Genomic DNA, 18,509 nt, shown 5'->3' with positions numbered 1-18,509 from the left:
GATTTCATAATATGGTAACCAACCGGCAGCGCTACCGCGAAAAAGTCTCCCAGATGATCAGTTGGGGGCACTGGTTTGCTCTGTTTAACATCTTATTCGCGCTGATTTTAGGCAGTCGCTACCTGTTGGTCGCCGACTGGCCTTCTTCGCTGGCGGGGCGCATCTACGCCTATACCAGCTGGGTTGGCCACTTTAGTTTTGTCGTTTTCGCTGCCTATCTGCTGATTATCTTCCCGCTGACCTTTGTGGTGATGTCGCAACGGCTGATGCGGGTGTTATCCGCGGTGGTCGCCACTGCCGGACTGACGCTGATAATGGTCGACAGTGCAGTGTTCAGCCGTTTCCACCTGCACCTTAATCCTGTGGTGTGGGAGCTGGTCATTAACCCCGACCAGAGCGAGATGGCGCGCGACTGGCAACTGATGTTTATCAGCGTGCCGCTGATATTCCTGGTCGAGATGCTGTTTGCGACCTGGAGCTGGCAGAAGCTGCGTAGCCTGAATCGCCGCTCGTTTGGTAAACCTGTCGCCGCTCTGTTTATCAGCGCCTTCTTTGCCAGCCACCTGATGTATATCTGGGCCGATGCCAACTTCTATCGCCCGATTACCATGCAGCGCGCCAATCTGCCGCTCTCCTATCCGATGACGGCCCGTCGCTTCCTTGAACGTCACGGTCTGCTGGATGCGCAGGAGTATCAGCGCCGGTTGATTCAGCAGGGCGATCCGGAAGCGGTGGCGGTAGAGTATCCGCTGAGCGATATCACCTTCCGCGATGCTGGCACCCGTAACAACCTGCTGGTGCTGACTGTTGATGGTCTGAACAATGCTACGCTTGCCAAAGCGCTGCCGCAGCTTAATCAGTTCGCCAGCGAAAACGTGCGTTTTACCCAGCACTACAGCGCCGGTGATACACCTGAGAAAGGGTTGTTTGGCCTGTTCTATGGCATCTCCTCCAGTTACATGAACGGTATTCTGGCATCACGAACACCGTCGGCACTGCTGGGGGCACTGAGTACTCAGGGTTATCAGTTTGGCCTGTTCTCCTCGGAAGGCTTTAATCCGCCGCTCTACCGTCAGGCGCTGCTGACCGACTATTCACTGCCTGCGACAACCAGCCAGCCCAACGCCAGCACCGTGGCGCAATGGCAGAACTGGCTGGAGAAACAGAAAGCTTCGCAGGCGCCGTGGTTCTCATGGATTGCTCTGAACGGGCCTGATGTCACCGGCGACAACAGCAAAGCGCGTCAGCGCAGTTATCTCCGTCAGGCACCTGCTGTTGATGAACAGATTAGCGCCGTGCTAAGCAGCCTGCAGGCGCGTGATTTGCTGAAGAACACCGTCGTAGTGATTACGGCGCAGCGTGGTCTGGCACTGGATGGCGATCCTGACAGCGCCGGAAACCGTCAGACGCTGCAGGTGCCACTGGTGATTCACTGGCCTGATACACCGGCGCAAACTGTTGATCGGCTCTCTGATCATCAGGATGTAATGGCAACGCTGATGCAGCGACTGCTGCATGTGCGGACCAATCCGGTGAACTATTCACAGGGTGAAGATTTGTTTGCTGCACGTCGCCGTCATGACTGGGTGGCGAGCAGTGAAGAGAATAAGCTGGTGATTACCACGCCGCAGGTGACGCTGGTGCTCAACAACAACGGCAGCTATCGCGCTTATGATGCACAGGGCAACGCGCTGAAAGATCACAAGCCAGAGCTGGCGTTGCTGTTGCAGGTCCTGACCGAGGAGAAGCGGTTTATCGCTAACTGATTAATTATCAGGCAAATAGTCGGCAGGTATCTTGCATTCATGACGATAACCAGTAGACTAATCCTCCAGTGTTCGGCACGTAGCGCAGCCTGGTAGCGCACGGTCATGGGGTGTCCGGGGTCGGAGGTTCAAATCCTCTCGTGCCGACCAAATTCCCTGAAAAGCAGCCCAAAAGCCTGCTTTTTTCGTTTCTGTCATCAAAACATAACTTTCATCACATCTCCTGCAAAGCGTTCTATACTTAATAGCGTGTGGGTAACAAGAGGAGAGTTCATGACATTAATCGAAAAAGATGATCCATCCGAAGCACCCGAGTCCGGCGATAAGCAACCTTCCCCGCCAGACCAGAAGTAACCCACAGGGCCGCGTATGACGCGGCCTTTCTGTTTCTGTTATCTCTGCCCACTCTCCGGCTTAACATTCAGAATTGTCCGCTGAAGCAGTTAACATTTCTCTTACAATCAGCAGGTTAACGCGGGCGCCCGAAACTGATCTGCCTCACAAAATCGGCCATCAGTCGCGTCTTTTCATCAAACTGAAACAAAAATGTCACAGAAATTGCCTACTCTAAACTCCCCAGAAATTGACGGATAATTTTTATGGCGATCAAAGCGAAAAGCCTGAAAGATGCGGAGGCTTTACTGCATTCAGGCATTAGCAAAGTGGAACTGGCGTATGACATTGGTAGCGACGACTTCTTTCGTCTGGCGAGCCACTGGTGCGACCGGGGTGCACGCATCAGCAGGGGTCACCACCATTTTGTTGTTTCTCTGAAGAGTTTTGCCATTCCTCCCAACGACTGATTACGGCGGGCTGCTTGCCCTGATGCATCGTGCCTGATTTAATGCCTTTTTGGCTTAAATGGTTTCGCATGCGCTATCCCGACCTGCCGCTGCCGCCTGTTCCAGGCGGCTTTATTCTTTCCAGCCACCTGAACCACAGCGATTATTTGCTGGCGGTGAGTCGCTTTGACCCGCAAAAGTATCATGACGTGCTGGCTGTCGAATGGGGTATTCCCTTACCCGCCCGACTGCAGCAGGCTGTCACTAAACGGCGTGCTGAATACCTCGCCAGCCGTTTACTGGTCCGGTCGGTAATGACAGAGCTGGGCATTGCTGATTTCATCCTGACCAACGCATCCGATCGCTCCCCCTGCTGGCCCGCTGGCGTTCAGGCGTCGCTGTCGCACAGTGCCGGTGTCGTCGTGGTAGCGGCAACCCGGCAACGCTGTGCGGTTGGCGTCGATGTTGAGCAGTTGATGTCAGAGACGACGGCGCAGGAAACGGCAGAGTTGTTGATGAATGCGCAGGAACAGCAACTGTTGCAGACGCTGCCCGTCTCCTTCAGCACTGCCGCGACGCTGCTCTTCTCTCTCAAAGAGAGCCTTTATAAAGCGCTGTGGCCACAACTGCATCAGCCGATGGATTTTCTGGATGCTGCACTGGTGTCGGTAGATTTCGCGCAGCAGCGCGCGACGCTGCAACTGGCTCAGGACTTCGGTGGCTGTTTTGCGATGGGGACGTTACTGGAGGCGGAGTTTATGTGGCGCGATAATCAGGTGATCACGCTGATTATGCATCGGCTTTAAAAGCGTTCTAAACAGAACGCCAGTATGTTTTTTCCTGGCCTGTCACCTTGTGATTTGCGACAACCACTAAATCAGAATCCACAATAAGCAGAGGCACAACAGGGGCGATGCGTTCCGCCAGCCACAGGCATATTTCACCACCAAAAAAGAGTAACACGCGATAATGGCTGGATTTGTGCTGTTTTGTGAACCAGACATGAGTGGGTATTACGGAACTTCAGGTATAAGAAATATTTCCCTGGAACAAGGTACGCATGAAAAATTCTCTGTTCAGATTGTCCCCGACCTTTTTACTCTTTTTGCTTGCCTCATCAGCCACTGCACAAACGATCTCCCCTGAAATTACGACGCAGTCAGGCAAAGTCAAAGGCGCAGAGCATCAAAACACGCTGTCCTGGACCGGTATTCCTTATGCAAAAGCACCGGTCGGGGAACTGCGCTGGAAAAAACCGATTTCCCCTGACGCATGGCAAACCGTTTTCGATGCGACCCGGCCCGCGACAGACTGTATCCAGGTTTCCCCGGACGGAGCCAAAGGTGATGAGGATTGCCTGAATCTCAATATCTATCGCCCGACAGAGAGCAGCACACCGCTTCCGGTGCTGGTCTATATTCATGGTGGCAATAATCAGCTGGGCAGTTCCACTGAGTTCGCGCCGGCGTTTATCGCTGAAAAATACAATGCCGTGATTGTCACCGTAAACTACCGTCTTGGCGCACTCGGCTTTAATCCATTGAAAGCGCTGAACGATGGCAACCCGCTGGATGACTCCGGGAATTACAGCTTACTCGACATCAAACAATCGCTGGCGTGGATCAAAGACAATATTTCGGCTTTTGGTGGTGACAGAAATAATATTACCGTTTCCGGATTTTCAGCGGGTGGCAGAGACGTGATGGCGATGCTTATATCGCCCCTTTTTAAAAATACGTTCAACAAAGCCATTGTTTTCAGTGGTGGCATGACCACCTCTGACAAACATGAAGCGGAAAGCATCTTCGCGCAAAGAATAGCGCCTCTGGTCGTTAAACAGGGCATTAAACCGGATGCCGGCGCAGCGAAAAGCTGGCTCCTGTCGGGCTCACCAGAGGTTCGTCATTTTCTCTATCAGCTTCCGGCAGCAGATCTGGCAATGCTTTTTGGCGATGCGGGAATTCGCATGAATCAATTCCCGCATCTCTACCGCGATGGTGTGGTGATCCCGAAGGATGGATTTGAGACCAAAAATTATAATGCCGTCCCCGCCATCATGGCCACAGGACAACAGGAGTTTTCTTTCTTCGCCCGTAACGACCCACTGTTTGCAACACAGGTGAAAGACGGTTCGCTTAAAAATGATACCGCGCTGCTGAATAAATACACCTTTGCAAATTATTATGGCGGGCTGCTATATAGCCTGTTTAATGTTAACCAGTCTGCTGAGCGCATGTATAAAAATTATAACGCGCCGCTGTATGGGATGGAGTTCCGTTATGGCACGGATGCGTTTGTCACAGGTGATAAACTATCGGCCATCGGTTCTTTCCACGGCGTGTTTATGCCTTTTTGGGATAAAAATAAGTATGCTGAATTTACGCAGGATGCGCTGAAGCTAAAAGGCTCTCAGGCATTAGGTGAATCTTTTAATTCCTACATTAAAAACTTCCTGGCAACAGGGTCACCCAACGATCAGACCCTTCCGGAATGGAAGAAATGGACACCGGAAAATGCCGCAGCGGGGGAATCGCTGCTGGTGATGGATGCTAACAAGCAGAAAGCCATTATCTACATGAGCAATAAGACTTATAGCTATAACGATATTCTCACCCGCATTGAACAGGACAACGCCCTGTCAGCGGCAGACAAAAATAGTGTTATCAAAAACGTGCTGAACAATCGCTGGTTCAGCGCACCGCTTGATCAACATTTCGCCCACTAATCCGCGGCCTCCTGCGCTGGCAGGAGGCAAACTTTAACGGATCGACTTCACTGCAGATGACCTGCCGTACAGGGCTGTTATCTGTGATGTACTGCGTATGAGGCACACCTGCCAACGGATTGTTCAGTCAGCACGGCTGCCTGCTGCTGACGCTTACAGAAGTGTTAACACCGTGTTCAGCGACCTGCACGGAACTTAACGCGCTAGCTGCTGAGTGTGCCATCTGCCGTCAAAGCCCGGTATCGGTGCGTTTAACCGAGTCGAGCGTGGCGAGGTCGCGTTCATTACCGGTCAGCTCCGTCAACTGGCCTTCGCGCATCTCCAGCAGCCGATCGGCATGAATGAAGTAGTGATCGTCATGGCTGATAGCAAACACCGTTTTACCTGCCTGCTGCAACCACGGCAGCAGCTCACGATAGAAGATGCGTCGGAAATGTGGGTCCTGATCTGCCGCCCACTCATCCAGTAGCAGCACATCGCGTTCTTCTGCCACCGCCAGCAACAGCGCCAGTCGCTTACTCTGTCCTTTTGAGAGCCGCAGATTGAGCACTTTATTGCCTTCAATCTTCAGCTTGTCCTGCATCTTCAGCCTTTCCAGCCACTGCTGCACCAGCGCCGGATTGGCGGCAACGCCTTCCCGCCCGATTAACCGGTCAAACAGATGCAGGTCGGTAAAGACCGCGGAGAACTGACTGCGCCAGACATCCAGCTCGTCTGCCGTGATCGCTTTACCATCCAGCAGCAGCGTGCCGGACTGCGGTTGATACAGCCCGGTCAGCAGCATCGCCAGCGTCGATTTTCCGCTGCCGTTGCCACCAATCAGAAACACCAGTTCGCCCCGGCGCAGCGTCAGGTTAATCGGCCCGACCTGGAAGCCGTTGTCACCATAGTGAAAAGAGACGTCGCGCAGCTCCAGAGTTTGCCAGTCTGACGACGCCGAGGGCGCGTGAAACCCTGCCTGATAAGGCGCGAGGTCAAAGGCGTTGAGCTTACGGAATGCGACCTGGGCGCTAAGCAACGTGGGTAACGCGCCCACTGCAGAAAGCAGCGGCGTGCGTAAGAACAGCAGTGTCAGGGAGAAAGTCGCGGCCACAGCAGTATTGGCCCAGCCCAGGCTGTTAGCCATGAAAAAGACCATGCCGATAGCGCCCAGGGTCATGATATTTGACCAGTTGACCGCACTCAGATGATAAGTATCGGCACGCACAATATGGTGACGCCAGGCGCGGGCATCTTCCTGATAAACCGTGTCATAGACCTGTTGCGCACGTGAGCGGTTAAGCTGTAACTCTTTACGCCCCTCAATCACCGTCTGGTAATCACGATAGAGGTTGTCTTCGATTTCGCGCAACTTTGCCATGTGCTGGTAAACCCGCGAGACCAGCATCCAGCCGCCCACCAGCGTCACACCCAGCCAGAGACTGGTCACCAGCAGCATTTTTGGTGACAGCCACGCGAGATAGATGGCTGAGCCGAGGGTAATGATTACGCCCTGAAACAGCTCCGGCAGACGCACAAAAGCCAGCGTAATTGCCCGCACGTCGCTGGTCAGTCCCGCCAGCAGTTGTGCACTGCCGAGTTGCTCGATGCGTTCAACCCGGCTATCAAGGATTCGCTTGATGAACTCGCCACGCAGTCGCCAGACAAACTGATGCCCGAGCATCGTCAGTGCCAGCTGCGAAGCCAGCGTCACCGCCATCAGCACCACCAGCTGCAACAGGAACTGCGGCAGCACCGCGAATGAGGTGTTGATGGCGACAATCATTTCGCGGTTGATAAAGGCGATCATGCCGATACCCAGCACGGCGCTTAACAACGTCAGGGCAATGACCCCGATAAAAGGCCAGCGAAACTGGCGAAAAACAACGCTTAACAACGTCATGCAGGCAATCCATCAGCTAAAAAACAGCCTGCAGTGTAATGGGATGCCAAATGATAGCAATAGTTATTCTCACCACGCCGTGACTGCCGTAGTGGGTTAAAAGGCGCGACGAAATGTCAGGTTATAACGCCAGGCGCCGGCCAGCGGATGCACGCCTGGCTTAAGCGGCAAAATGCCGTGGTAACGCAGGCGCGACGGCCCGCCCCACACCACAATATCACCATGCTCAAGCAGCACACGCTGGGTGCTGTCGCCCCGTTCGAAGCCACCGAACTGAAACACGGCCGGCAGACCCAGCGACACCGAAACGATGGGCTGGTGCAGGTCTTTCTCATCTTTATCCTGATGCAGCGTCAGCTTCGCACCCGGTTCATAGCGATTAAGCAGACAGGCATCCGGATTAAAGCCAGGAAAGCCCGCCTCCGCCGCGGCCTGCTGCGCCAGCTCGCGAAACAGCGGTGGCATGGGCGGCCATTTGCGGCCATTGAGGTTATCCTGCTGCTGATAATTGTAGCCGCGTGAATCCACCGACCAGCCAAAATCGCCGCAGTTGGTCATCGCCACCGACATGCGATGGCCACCCGGCGTAATGCGATGGGCAAAGGGGTTCTGATCCGCAATCGCCAGTATCTGCTGATACAGCGCCTCTGCGTCATCACGTGCGCGGCGCCGCAGGATCACGGCCCCCTCCGCCAGCGGCTCCTGCCAGGGTTGCTCTTCACTAAAAAGATCTAACATCAGGGTTCTCCGGATTCAGCGGGAATCAGAAAAGCAGCAAACTGCGGCGACATCCAGCTGACAAATTTATCGCCCTGCTTGCTGATCAGATAGACCGCCAGATGCTGTTCAATTGCCAGCGCTTTGGCTTTCTCGGTGCCGAGCACCATCAGTCCGGTGTCCCAGCCATCGGCTTCCAGCGCCGTGGTGGCAATCACCGTGGCAGAAACCAGTTTATGCTCAATGGGTCGTCCGGTAACGGGATCGATCACATGAGAAATGCGCTTGCCGTCCAGTTCATAATAGTTGCGATAGCTGCCGGATGTACTGATACCGTGTCCCTGCAGACTCACGCGTGCCTGAACCGCATTCTCCCGATCGGTGGGTTTCTGGATCGCCACCCGCCACGGCTGCTGTTGCGCATTAAGACCCCGGCTCAGCACGGCACCGCCGACTGACACCAGATAGTTGTTGATACCGAGCTGCTCCATCAGCCGTGCCAGATGATCGGTGGCAAAGCCCTCACCCACCGTCGAGAGATCGACATAGAGCTCTGGCAAATCTTTCTGCAACCATTGTCCATCCGCACCCTGCAGCACTCTCAGATGCTGCAATCCGGTCTGCGCACGGGCGGCGGCAATTTGGGCTACATCCGGTGTATGGATGGGCTGTTTCGTCGGGCCAAAGCCCCATAAATTAACCAGTGGACCGACGGTAATGTCCATCGCCCCGCCGGTTTTACGGCCAATCCGCAGCGAGGTCGTGACAATGTCCGCCATGTTTTCACTCACCGGCTGCGGTGACAGGTCACGGCTCTGGTTAAAGCGCGATAACGCAGAGTCCGGCTTCCAGGTGGAGAGCTCAGCATCATCCGCGTCCAGCTGCTGCTGAATCCGCTGCTGAAAGGCCGCTTTACGCTTACTCTCAACACCCGCCAGGCTCACCCGCCAGACGGTGCCCATGGTTTTTCCTTCCAGCACCATCGCTGTTGTCGGTGCTGATTGATCACAGCCCGCCGCCGTCAGAATTAAAATCGACATAAACAGCAGATTAATCTTATAAATCATCATTCCTCGCCTGTAACACTTTATGAATAGCCACTACAAAGCATAAAGTTTGGGTAAATTCGCTTAAATAGAGTTGAATATTTCACTGAATCACGAGAGCATTCCCCGGTCATCTATCCTGATCCCGCCTCGCGACAGGGGATTAACATTAATCAAAGTAAGGAGCTACAGATGATCTATGCGATTCTGGTCGTTGCCCTGGGTCTGTTTGTTTACGGCAGTTATAAAGTTGTCGAACAGCGTCGTCATCGTCACATGACCCCTTCCCGGCCGCGCCAGTAACGGGCTTAACTGCACCTGATTGGGGCAATCGCTCCCTGACGTGCGCGGCAAGTGTATCAAAACGGGCGTAACGCCTGTGGCTGTGAGAGCGGTAAAGCTGGCATGAATTCTGCACTGTTGAAACAGTGTTTATCTCTGAGAGGTGCAGAATGAAAAATTCACAGAAGTGGCAGTCAGCATGGCATCACTGGTTGAGCTTTTCTGCTTTCACTCTGGCAGGCGTGGCATTTGAAGGCGCGCGGTTTGGCAGCGTTATGTCATCAGAAACAACGGCGCCGGAAGCAACGAAGTGGCCAAAGGCTGATGCGTTTAGCCCGGAAGATAACGCAGGAGCGCAGCCGTAACTGCGCTCCCTTATCACTTAGAACTGGTAAACCAGGCCTACACCCACCACGTCGTCGGTATTGATACCGGCCGCGTCGGTGAAGGCGTTGTCGTCCAGCAGGTTGATCTGGTAATCAACATAGGTAGACATGTTTTTGTTGAAGTAATACGTCGCGCCAACATCGATATATTTTTTCAGATTCTGTGTGCCCCAGTTCTGAACATCAGTGCCGCGTGAGGTCACGTACGCCAGAGATGGACGCAGACCAAAGTCGAATTGATACTGCGCAACCAGTTCCCAGTTATCCGCTTTATCCGCATAACCAAACGCTGAAGAGTCGGTGCTGCCGAAGCGAGTTGCGTTGAAGGAGCGTGAGTACATCGCTGCCAGATAGACGTTGTTCGCGTCATATTTCAGACCGCCAGTATACACTGCCGCTTTATCGCCATGGCCGAGGATACCTGATGTTTCGCTGTTCTGGTCGTTGGTACGGTCAGACTGGAAGGTTGCCGCACCAATGCCGAAGCCTGAACCCAGATCATAGGTCGTGCTCAGACCCCAGCCGTCGCCGTTCTGGCCCAGCACGTCACGGCCATTCGGTGACTCGCTGCTGTTGCCATTCTTGCCCTGATACTGGACTGCGAAGTTCCAGCCATCCACCAGACCGAAGAAATTGTTGTTACGGTAGGTCGCCATGCCGTTACCGCGCTGATACATGAAGTTATCCGCGCCATAGGTATCGCCGCCGAACTCAGGCAGCACGTCAGTCCATGCGCCGATGTCATAGGCTACGCCGTAGTTACGACCATAGTCGAAGGATCCCGCATCACCAAATTTCACACCGGCGAACCCAACACGGGTAAAGCTGTCTGCTGTCCCCTGGTCTTCAGAGTTGTTTAGTGCTGCCTGGTATTCCCACTGGCCGTAACCGGTCAGCTGATTGCTGATTTCTGTTTCGCCTTTGAAGCCGAAGCGAACGTATGACTGGTCGCCGTCGGAACTGCTGTTGTCAGAGAAGTAGTGCAGGCCGTCAACTTTACCGAAGAGATCTAATTTGTTGCCGTCTTTATTATAGATTTCAGCTGCGTTTGCTGATCCTGCTGCAACCAGCAGTGCAGGAATCATCAGGGAGAGAACGCGACGTTTCATTTTATTACCCTCTGTTATATGCCTTTATAATTTGCCACTGCTAACTGAATGATTAAAAATTCAGCCTGCAGGTCATTGTTGTTTTATAGCGGGTAATAATCCACCAGGAAAATGCTACTAAATTTCCAAAACTGTTTCATCCATCGAAACAGTTATTTCATAATGTAAATAGCGGGGAACTAATAACCAGCACAGATCGGTAAAAAAAACCGCACAAATTGATACACCCCTTCCGATATCTTTGTTATCAACAGCTTACATCAGAGCATTCTGAAGCACTGAATGATAAAACTTATACGACATCTGGTAATAGAATAGACCCCGCTATCATCATTTATTCCATTATTACCTTCATTCTCCCCGAATGAGATGTACAACTTATTATTTCCCGCCGGACAATCTGTCCGGCATTTTTTTGCCTGTCATTTGCCGTCGTACTATATCCTCGTAAACATTTTTAATCTGGTTAAATTAACTTCACTCTGCTTCCGCACAGTTTGTTAAATTGCGCACACTTTGTGCCCGGATAGTCTGAATATCCGCCATGTTAATTTATCACCGTAATTAAGCAAATAAGCCTCTCAGCTGGACCGCATTTCAGCGCTCGCGCAGCGATTCTTTGACTTTATTCAGTGGTTTAATCAGGTAATCCATGACGGATTTCTGACCGGTTTTAATCTCCACATTGGCCACCATTCCGGGCACAATCGGGAATTTTCGGCCAGCGCGGTTGGTCAGCTCGGCTTTCTGGGTACGAACGTAGACACGATAATAATATTGATCACGTTTCACCTCATCCTGCAGCGTGTCTGGCGACACCGTTTCCACTTCGCCGTGCAGATCGCCATAAATAGAGGAGTCATAGGCGGTGACTTTCACGGTGGCGGCCAGTCCGGGCCGAATCCAGGCGATATCGCGTGGATTGATACGCGTCTCAATCAGCAGTTGATCCTCCAGCGGCACAATTTCCATCAGTTTACCGCCCGGTTCCAGTACACCACCCACCGTGGTGACCTGAATATCTTTGACGATGCCGCGCACCGGCGAGTAGAGCGTCGCGCGCGTCAGCTGATCCTCTTTGCCTGCGGCAACCTGCAACTGCGCATCCAGTTCCGCATTGTTTTTCACCTGCTCTTCGTGAGCGCGCACCAGATAGTCATTGCGCGCTTCGTCGATTTTGCCACGTAGATCGCTGACCTGACGACGCAGACGGATCACCTCAACCTGCCCTGCCGCGCCTTTCGCCACCAGCGGTTCGGTGAGCCGCAGCTCATCCTGCACCAGTTTCAGCGACTGCTGCAGGTTACTGATGGTTTCAGTGAGATTACGACGTCGCGACTCATAGAGCTGCCGCTCGCGCGTAACCAGATTCGGCTCCTTCAGCGTTTCGGCACTGAACTTCAGCGGCGTGCCCGACAGCTCCGCTTCCAGCCGCTCGGACGAGGCACGCAGCGTGCGCACTTTAGCCTGCGCTTCACCGAAATTTGACTGAAAGCGCGTTGGATCGAGGGTCGCCAGCACCTGCCCTTTCTCAACAATGTCACCTTCATGCACATTAAGCTGTTTGACGATGCCGCCATCCAGGCTGTCGATCACCTGCGCGCGGCTGGAGGGCGTCACTTTACCGGTGCCCACTGTGACCTCATCCAGAATGGCAAAGTGCGCCCAGATCAGAAATATCGCCAGCGCGGCGGTGCAGAGCCAGATAATCGCTGATGTCCGGCGCTCATGACGGGCAAGATCTTTATCAACAATCACCAGACTCATGCCACATCTCCTTTACCTGCCGTAGCAGGTGCAGTCGCGCGGCGCAGGATCTCGTCGCGCGGACCATCAGCGACAATGCGCCCGTTATCCATCACCACAATACGATCGACCATTTTCAGCAGTGCCGGACGGTGCGTCACCAGCACCAGCGTCCGGCCGCTGATCCAACCCTGCAGCTGACGAATCACATGCTCCTCCAGCTGTTCATCCATTGCCGCAGTGGGTTCATCCAGCAGCACCACCTGCGGCTGACGCAGGATCAATCGGCTCAGCATCACCATCTGACGTTGCCCGCCAGAGAGCCCGCGACCGCCTTCATTGATAATACGATCCAGGCTGGCGGCGTCCTGCTGGATCAGCGACAGTGCGCCGCTGATACGCAGTGCCTGCAGCATCTCCTGTTCGCTGGCATGGGGATTGCCCAGCATCAGGTTCTGCCGCAGCGTGCCAAAGAAGAGGCGAGAGTCATGCGACAGCCACCCGAGCTGACGGCGTAAATCAGTGGGATCGATACGCTCAATATCGACACCATCAACAATCACCTTGCCCTGACTGGCCTGTGCCTGACCGGCAAGAATCTTCAGCAAGGTCGACTTCCCTGCCCCGACCTTACCCAGAATGGCAATCTTCTCGCCGGGCTTGATCTGCAGCTGCTGCACGTTGAGCACATTTTTTTCATTATCTTCGTCATAGCTGTAATGCACATTGCGCAGATCGTACTGGCCGGTGAGCGTCGGACAGTGCGCCAGCGTGGCGGCTTCAGGTTGATCGAGCGGCTTTTTCAGCAACTCATCCAGCCCTTTCATCGCCATTTTGGCGTGCTGCCAGCGTGAGAAGACCATGGTCAGCTGCATCAGTGGAGCGATAGTGCGGGATGAGAGCAGGCTACAGGCGACCAGCGTACCGGTGGTGATGTGTGAATCGAGCACCAGGTAAACCCCAAACACCAGCATCCCTGCATAGGTGAGCTGCTGCACCGTCGATGCCCAGCCGGTAAGGCGCGCGCCCCACAATCGCTGCTGATTGCTGATCGCGGCGCTGACTTCATGCGTCTGCTCCCACTGACGCTGGAAATAGGGTTCGGCCTGAAGCGCCTTGATATCCTCAATGCCTTCAATGGTCTCCACCAGCACGGCATTACGCAGCGCGCCCTCACGCAGCCCCTCTTTAGCCAGCCGCGCCATGGGAATCTGAACCAGCAGACCCGGAATGACGATCAGCGGGATCGCCGCCAGCGGAATCAGCACCAGCCAGCCGCCTATAAACGACATGATGAACAGGAACAGGATAACAAACGGCAGATCGGCCGCGGCACCAACCGTGGTCGAGGTCAGCAACTCGCGCACCTGGTCGATCTCACGCAGCTGCGAGATAAATGAGCCGGTGGATTTCGGCCGCGCCTCATTACGGATGCTCATCGCCCGGGCAAACAGCATGGCGGAAACTTTCAGGTCGATGCGTTTACCCATTAAATCTGAGACCTGGGTTCGCATCAGCCGGATAAGATATTCAATCGCCGCAGCAATCAGTACCCCGACAAACAGCACCCACAGCGTGGACTGTGACTGCGCCGGAATCACCCGATCGTAGACCTGCATCGAAAAGAGAATTCCGGCCAGCGCCAGCACATTACCGATCACCGACGCCAGTGAGATCTCGGTGATACGACGCCCCATGCCGCGAAAGTTTTTCCAGAACCAGTGTGGCTCATAAGGCTGAATGAATTCGTCGATGCGCGCATCACGGCCACGCGCCGCCACCCCAATCACGCCGACATCGCCCTGAGCACGTGTCAGCAGCTCCGATAAGGCGCTTTCACGCACCACATCGCCGCCTTCACTGAGCCAGTAACGCGCGCTGCCGTCCGCATCGATATTCTCCAGCACCGCTACGCTGGCATTTTCCAGCACCAGCACCACCGGCGTGATCTCCTGACGCCAGCGCAGTTTGTTCTGCGGCACCATGGTCAGATGCAGTCCCAGCAGGCCGGAGAGCCGCTCCAGCTGCTGTGACACCGGCAGATGTTCAAACCAGCGCATCTGCTGACGCAGGGTTTTGCCATCGGCAGGCTTACCGAATCGCGCGGCGACGCGCAGCATGGCGGCAATCCAGTTATCGGTATTCAGGGTTAACGTACTCATGATTTTTGCCTTATCGCTATTGCAGCGAAGGAAGGAGATCGCCGCTGCTTTGCTGGCGATCGATACCCATGATATCGAGCAGATTGTCTACTGCGGCGGCATAGCGCACGGTGGCGTCCCAGCCATCGTAGAGCGCGGTGATACGTGAGCTGTCAGCCTGAAACACATCCTGTTCTACACTCAGCAGATCGTTCAGGCTGCGCTTGCTCAGGCGATATTCATCGGCATAGACATTGCGGGTATGGTCGGCGCTGGCCAGCTGCACTTCCCCGGCAGCCTGCCGTTGCTGCGCGCCAATCATGTCGGCATAGGCGGTTGAGGCGTTCTGATTAATGGCGAGTTTGGCTTGCTGCACTGCAGCCTGCGCTGCCTCACGGTCGCCCTCCGCTGATTCAGTTTTGGCATTGACCATGCCACCCTGATAGAGCGGCGCTTCCACCTGCAGCTGCACTTCATCATCCCAGTAAGACTGGCGATCGTTTTCATAGCGGGTCCGGCCCGCCTGCACTTTGATGGTTGGCCAGTGACCGGACTGTGCCTGGCGTACCCGTTCACGGGCGGCCTCCTGTTTAGACTGTGCGCTGCGCACCGCCGCGCTGCTTTCATAGGCAATTTTGTCGAGGGTGATCTGCTGTTTCAGGAGTGCCTGGGGCAGTTCTGGCAGTGTGGCGGGCACCACGCCGGTCAGTACAGTGAGTTGGGCGGTAGCGGAGCGCAGCTGGGCGCGATACTGCTCAAGCGTGGCCTGCATTGCGGCGATGCGGGTTTCCGCCTGCAGCACGTCTGACTGTGAGTTGAGCCCCGCATCGGCGCGCAGTTTCGCGATATCCCGCACCCGCTGCAGTGAAGCGATATTAGTGTGCGCGATGTCTGCCAGCGCCTGGTAGCGTTTGACTTCGAGGTAGGCCTGCAGCGTATCTTCCGCCACGGTGGTCATGGAGTCGAACAGGCCGAAGCGATAAGCCTCTGACAGTGCATGCTGTTCATCGATGGCGCTGCCGGTACGCCCAAAGTCGTAGAGCAGCTGGCTAAGCGTGATACCGCCGGAGCCATTGTTGTTGAGGCTCCCGGCGGAGTCAGTCTGATGGGAGCGGCCCGCCGCACCCTGTAGTGAAATCTGCGGATACCAGGCGCTGCGGGCGGCATCAAGATCGCCCTCGCCAACGTGGATCTGTGCCGCCGCTTCCGAGATTTTCGGATTACGGGCGAAGGCCCGGAGAATGGCGTCGCGCAGCGTTAAGCTGGCAATCTGTTCTTCGGTCGGCGCTGCGCGCCAGTTAAATTCTGCTTTGGGTAAGGGTGCGGAAAAGACCGCATTCACTGACACGCCGCTCAGGGCGCACAATAAAAAAGTTAACTGCGCTTTGTTCATTATCCATACCAACAGGGGGTTTTATCATCATGATGTTTTTCCTGGTGAACAAAGCGAGCAAAAGGGATGACGATCAGATCCTGACAGAGTTATTGCATTATTTTATTTATGATTAACATCAGAGACACTAAATAACTATTAACATTATTAGATCATATTCTGTACTTATTCCTGTTAAATAGTGATGAAATCTTTAATATTCCGCCTGAATGAATGAAAATTAACCACCCAGCCACGCCTGACCACTCCAGACAGGCTTAACAGACCTGCCCGGAAGTCAGTACTTTTACTAATGATTTAGCGTCACACTATCGACTGTGCTGCCGGATGCTGCAACAGGTGATCGGCAAGCGTATAAGGCACATCTGAGAAGAGATGGCTCTCCTGAGGGAGGACAGCAACAGATGCCTGTGCCACATGCCCGGTCTCTGCCTGCTGAGTCTGACTAACGGTTTCCAGCAGGTGATCCAGCGTCTGCCCCTCTATCAGGCTCGCCGTTTCGGTATGCGATGCCACCTGCACCGTCTGGCTGGCCGTCGCGATATTACCGGCGCTGTCTTTGGCGCTGACCGTCATCGGATATTCCCCCTCATCCAGTGGAGCCAGTTGTCCGGCCAGAATGGTCAGGGACCAGCCACCATCCGCTTTGACACTGGCGCTGTAATGCTGATCGCCCAGCGTTAATTCCACCTGGCTCCCCGGTTGCAGATTGCTGGAGCTGCCCTGAATCAGATGCCAGCTGTTCACATCGGCAGCATCGATTTTGTTGTCGCCAAAGGCGATGTCCAGCGTCAGGGTTGGCCGCTGATGTACGGCAACGGTAAATAGCGTGTCCCAGCTTTGGGTATCGCTGTTGCCATAGTCATCCTGGCGATGGAAAGTGGCGGTGACCGGACCATCCGGCAGCGCCATAAGCTCGCTGGAGGTCATCGTGACCATGCCTTTTGCGTCAGGCTGGTAGGTTATCCCATTGATTTCCAGTGTTCTGCAACCCTCAATATAGAAGCTCAGATCGTGCTGCGCTTCCTGATAGTTGAGGATCATGTCACCACCGATATCCATTTCGGTGTAGACCTGCTGTAAATCCGTGTGGATATTCAGTTCATGGGTGACGTCGGTGTAGTTTTTTGCCCCATCAATGGACCAGGCACGGATTTCCCCGGCGCTGATAAAGGCGTTCACCTCCGCTGCCGGGATGATCACCTGCCAGTGTCCTTCCTGGCCCAGGGTGGCGTTATAATCTTTTCCGTTGGCGCCGCTGATAACCAGCTGATGGCCCGGCATGACGGTGGTCAGCATGCCGCTCAGCAGCAGATCCTGCTGGCTTTCCGCAAGGTTAATCACATCGTCCGCAGTAATCTTATCGAAGGTTATCTGTGGCAGGCTGCTCTGATGAGTGATCAGCGTCAAATCGTGAGAGTCAGTTGCCGTTTTTCCGTTGGGATCGGTCGCCGTGACGTTGAGGCTGTAAACGCCATCCGGCAGCGCGGTTAAATCACTTTCAGCAAAAGAACCGTACCATTTGCCGTCACTTTCCATGTGCGCGGTGGTGGTTTGCGTGCCCAGCGTTAGTTTCAGCACCGACCCCACCGGCAGGTGTGTTGCGCTGCCGCTGATCTCAACACCATAAATGCTCTCGGCAATACTCACCGCGTTGTCACCACTGACCGTATCCACGGTCAGTGTCGGTTTGATGGTGCGATCAGCATAGAGACCAAAATCGACGTCGGTAGTGGTACTGTGGCCCGCTTTATTGGTGAGGGTCAATTGCAGGCTGTGATTGCCATCCGGCACCCCTTTTAGCGCCTCAGCGGGCATAGAGGCGTTCCAGTAGCCCCACTTATTGACCGTACTGTGCCAGCTCTGGTCGTTAAAAGTCAGTGTCACTGTTGAACCCGCTTCACCTTCAGCACGCCCCCGCAGATGTACTGGCTTATGCGCTTCCCAGCTGGCGATAACGCCGTCCATGGCGATGGGTTCGTAAGGCCGTAGTGCCGGGGGAGATGAACTCTTCACCGTGGACAGCGTGTTGTCATTAACCGGGCTGCTATGCAGCGATTCCGCGGAGAAAGTGCTGATTGGCAGGTTCAGGCTTTGCGCAGCCACCGGAAGGCTCAGGCTTTGCAGGGGAAGTGGCACGATGGCTGGCAGCGTGCTGTCGGTAACGGCAAAGTCGCTGACTGCCGTCTGGAAAATGGATTCAAGCCGGACAGAACGAAACGTATCACGTGTTGACATAGGTAACCTCAGTTCAGAACAGAAACGCAGACTAAAACGCCCGGATAAACCGGACGTTAAGGCTGTCGACAGGTGGTGGGTCAGCTGATGCTGCCCGTTTCCGCTGGTCGGAACTGGTTACCCGCAGGTAACAGGGATGGAGAAAGAGGACGCTGATAAAGCGACAAAGGGAGCCAGAATAATGATTCACGGCGTGACGCCGTTTGTTGCACCTACCCTAATCTTTCATTCTGCTAATGAATATTGGCGATTATCTGGAAAATAAATTATCACGTGACTAAATAAAAAAGCGGGTG

At 54.5% G+C, this 18,509-nt stretch carries 14 protein-coding genes and 1 tRNA gene; 7 read left to right on the top strand and 8 right to left on the bottom strand.

Annotation, left to right across the window (positions count from 1 at the left end):
• The first annotated feature begins 11 nt into the window (after nucleotides 1-11).
• The 5 genes from yejM to IAI47_RS06540 all read left to right on the top strand — a co-directional run bounded on the left by yejM (nucleotide 12) and on the right by IAI47_RS06540 (nucleotide 5,273).
• Nucleotides 12-1,766 carry an LPS biosynthesis-modulating metalloenzyme YejM gene (gene yejM / locus IAI47_RS06560; RefSeq protein WP_003854173.1) on the top strand — a complete coding sequence of 585 codons (1,755 nt, stop codon included), beginning with the start codon at nucleotides 12-14 and terminating at the stop codon, nucleotides 1,764-1,766.
• A gap of 73 nt (nucleotides 1,767-1,839) precedes the next feature.
• Nucleotides 1,840-1,916: transfer RNA gene (locus tag IAI47_RS06555), tRNA-Pro, on the top strand.
• A gap of 449 nt (nucleotides 1,917-2,365) precedes the next feature.
• On the top strand, nucleotides 2,366-2,569 hold the full coding sequence (locus IAI47_RS06550; RefSeq protein WP_003854174.1) for a hypothetical protein: 204 nt from the start codon (nucleotides 2,366-2,368) through the stop codon (nucleotides 2,567-2,569).
• 68 nt (nucleotides 2,570-2,637) lie between these two features.
• The gene (locus tag IAI47_RS06545; protein ID WP_003854175.1) at nucleotides 2,638-3,354 is read left to right on the top strand and encodes a 4'-phosphopantetheinyl transferase; all 717 of its coding nucleotides are present in this window, start codon (nucleotides 2,638-2,640) and stop codon (nucleotides 3,352-3,354) included.
• A gap of 254 nt (nucleotides 3,355-3,608) precedes the next feature.
• Nucleotides 3,609-5,273: a carboxylesterase family protein gene (locus IAI47_RS06540; RefSeq protein ID WP_003854178.1), complete on the top strand. Its 1,665-nt coding sequence runs from the start codon at nucleotides 3,609-3,611 to the stop codon at nucleotides 5,271-5,273.
• A 229-nt stretch (nucleotides 5,274-5,502) separates the two neighbouring features.
• Here IAI47_RS06540 and IAI47_RS06535 read toward each other — a convergent pair whose 3' ends face one another.
• From IAI47_RS06535 to apbE, 3 genes are all read right to left on the bottom strand, one after another.
• Complete coding sequence (locus tag IAI47_RS06535; RefSeq protein ID WP_003854180.1) at nucleotides 5,503-7,155, bottom strand: multidrug ABC transporter permease/ATP-binding protein; 1,653 nt, start codon at nucleotides 7,153-7,155, stop codon at nucleotides 5,503-5,505.
• Between the two features lie 96 nt (nucleotides 7,156-7,251).
• Nucleotides 7,252-7,893 carry a DNA oxidative demethylase AlkB gene (alkB, locus tag IAI47_RS06530; protein ID WP_003854182.1) on the bottom strand — a complete coding sequence of 214 codons (642 nt, stop codon included), beginning with the start codon at nucleotides 7,891-7,893 and terminating at the stop codon, nucleotides 7,252-7,254.
• Complete coding sequence (gene apbE / locus IAI47_RS06525; RefSeq protein ID WP_008926125.1) at nucleotides 7,893-8,942, bottom strand: FAD:protein FMN transferase ApbE; 1,050 nt, start codon at nucleotides 8,940-8,942, stop codon at nucleotides 7,893-7,895. The genes alkB and apbE overlap by 1 nt, the downstream gene beginning before the upstream one ends.
• A gap of 168 nt (nucleotides 8,943-9,110) precedes the next feature.
• On the opposite strand from apbE, the gene IAI47_RS21925 reads away from it, so the two are divergent.
• Nucleotides 9,111-9,221, top strand: a complete 111-nt coding sequence (locus tag IAI47_RS21925) for a hypothetical protein (protein WP_008926126.1) — start codon at nucleotides 9,111-9,113, stop codon at nucleotides 9,219-9,221.
• Nucleotides 9,222-9,370: 149 nt separating this feature from the next.
• Entirely contained in the window at nucleotides 9,371-9,565 is a 195-nt protein-coding gene (locus IAI47_RS06520; protein WP_003854187.1) for a hypothetical protein, read from the top strand.
• Nucleotides 9,566-9,582: 17 nt separating this feature from the next.
• On the opposite strand, the gene ompC is transcribed toward IAI47_RS06520, so the two are convergent.
• From ompC to IAI47_RS06495, 5 genes are all read right to left on the bottom strand, one after another.
• On the bottom strand, nucleotides 9,583-10,695 hold the full coding sequence (gene ompC / locus IAI47_RS06515) for a porin OmpC (protein WP_003854188.1): 1,113 nt from the start codon (nucleotides 10,693-10,695) through the stop codon (nucleotides 9,583-9,585).
• A 597-nt stretch (nucleotides 10,696-11,292) separates the two neighbouring features.
• Nucleotides 11,293-12,462, bottom strand: a complete 1,170-nt coding sequence (locus tag IAI47_RS06510; protein WP_008926127.1) for an HlyD family efflux transporter periplasmic adaptor subunit — start codon at nucleotides 12,460-12,462, stop codon at nucleotides 11,293-11,295.
• Nucleotides 12,459-14,603: a type I secretion system permease/ATPase gene (locus tag IAI47_RS06505; RefSeq protein ID WP_003854193.1), complete on the bottom strand. Its 2,145-nt coding sequence runs from the start codon at nucleotides 14,601-14,603 to the stop codon at nucleotides 12,459-12,461. The genes IAI47_RS06510 and IAI47_RS06505 overlap by 4 nt, the downstream gene beginning before the upstream one ends.
• Nucleotides 14,604-14,619: 16 nt before the next feature.
• Complete coding sequence (locus tag IAI47_RS06500) at nucleotides 14,620-15,975, bottom strand: TolC family outer membrane protein (protein WP_003854194.1); 1,356 nt, start codon at nucleotides 15,973-15,975, stop codon at nucleotides 14,620-14,622.
• A 303-nt stretch (nucleotides 15,976-16,278) separates the two neighbouring features.
• Complete coding sequence (locus tag IAI47_RS06495) at nucleotides 16,279-18,213, bottom strand: Ig-like domain-containing protein (protein ID WP_008926128.1); 1,935 nt, start codon at nucleotides 18,211-18,213, stop codon at nucleotides 16,279-16,281.
• Between the last annotated feature and the right edge of the window lie 296 nt (nucleotides 18,214-18,509).

The organism is Pantoea sp. MT58 (assembly GCF_014495885.1).
Lineage (GTDB): Bacteria > Pseudomonadota > Gammaproteobacteria > Enterobacterales > Enterobacteriaceae > Pantoea > Pantoea eucalypti.
This window is presented reverse-complemented; position numbering and strand designations above follow the sequence as displayed.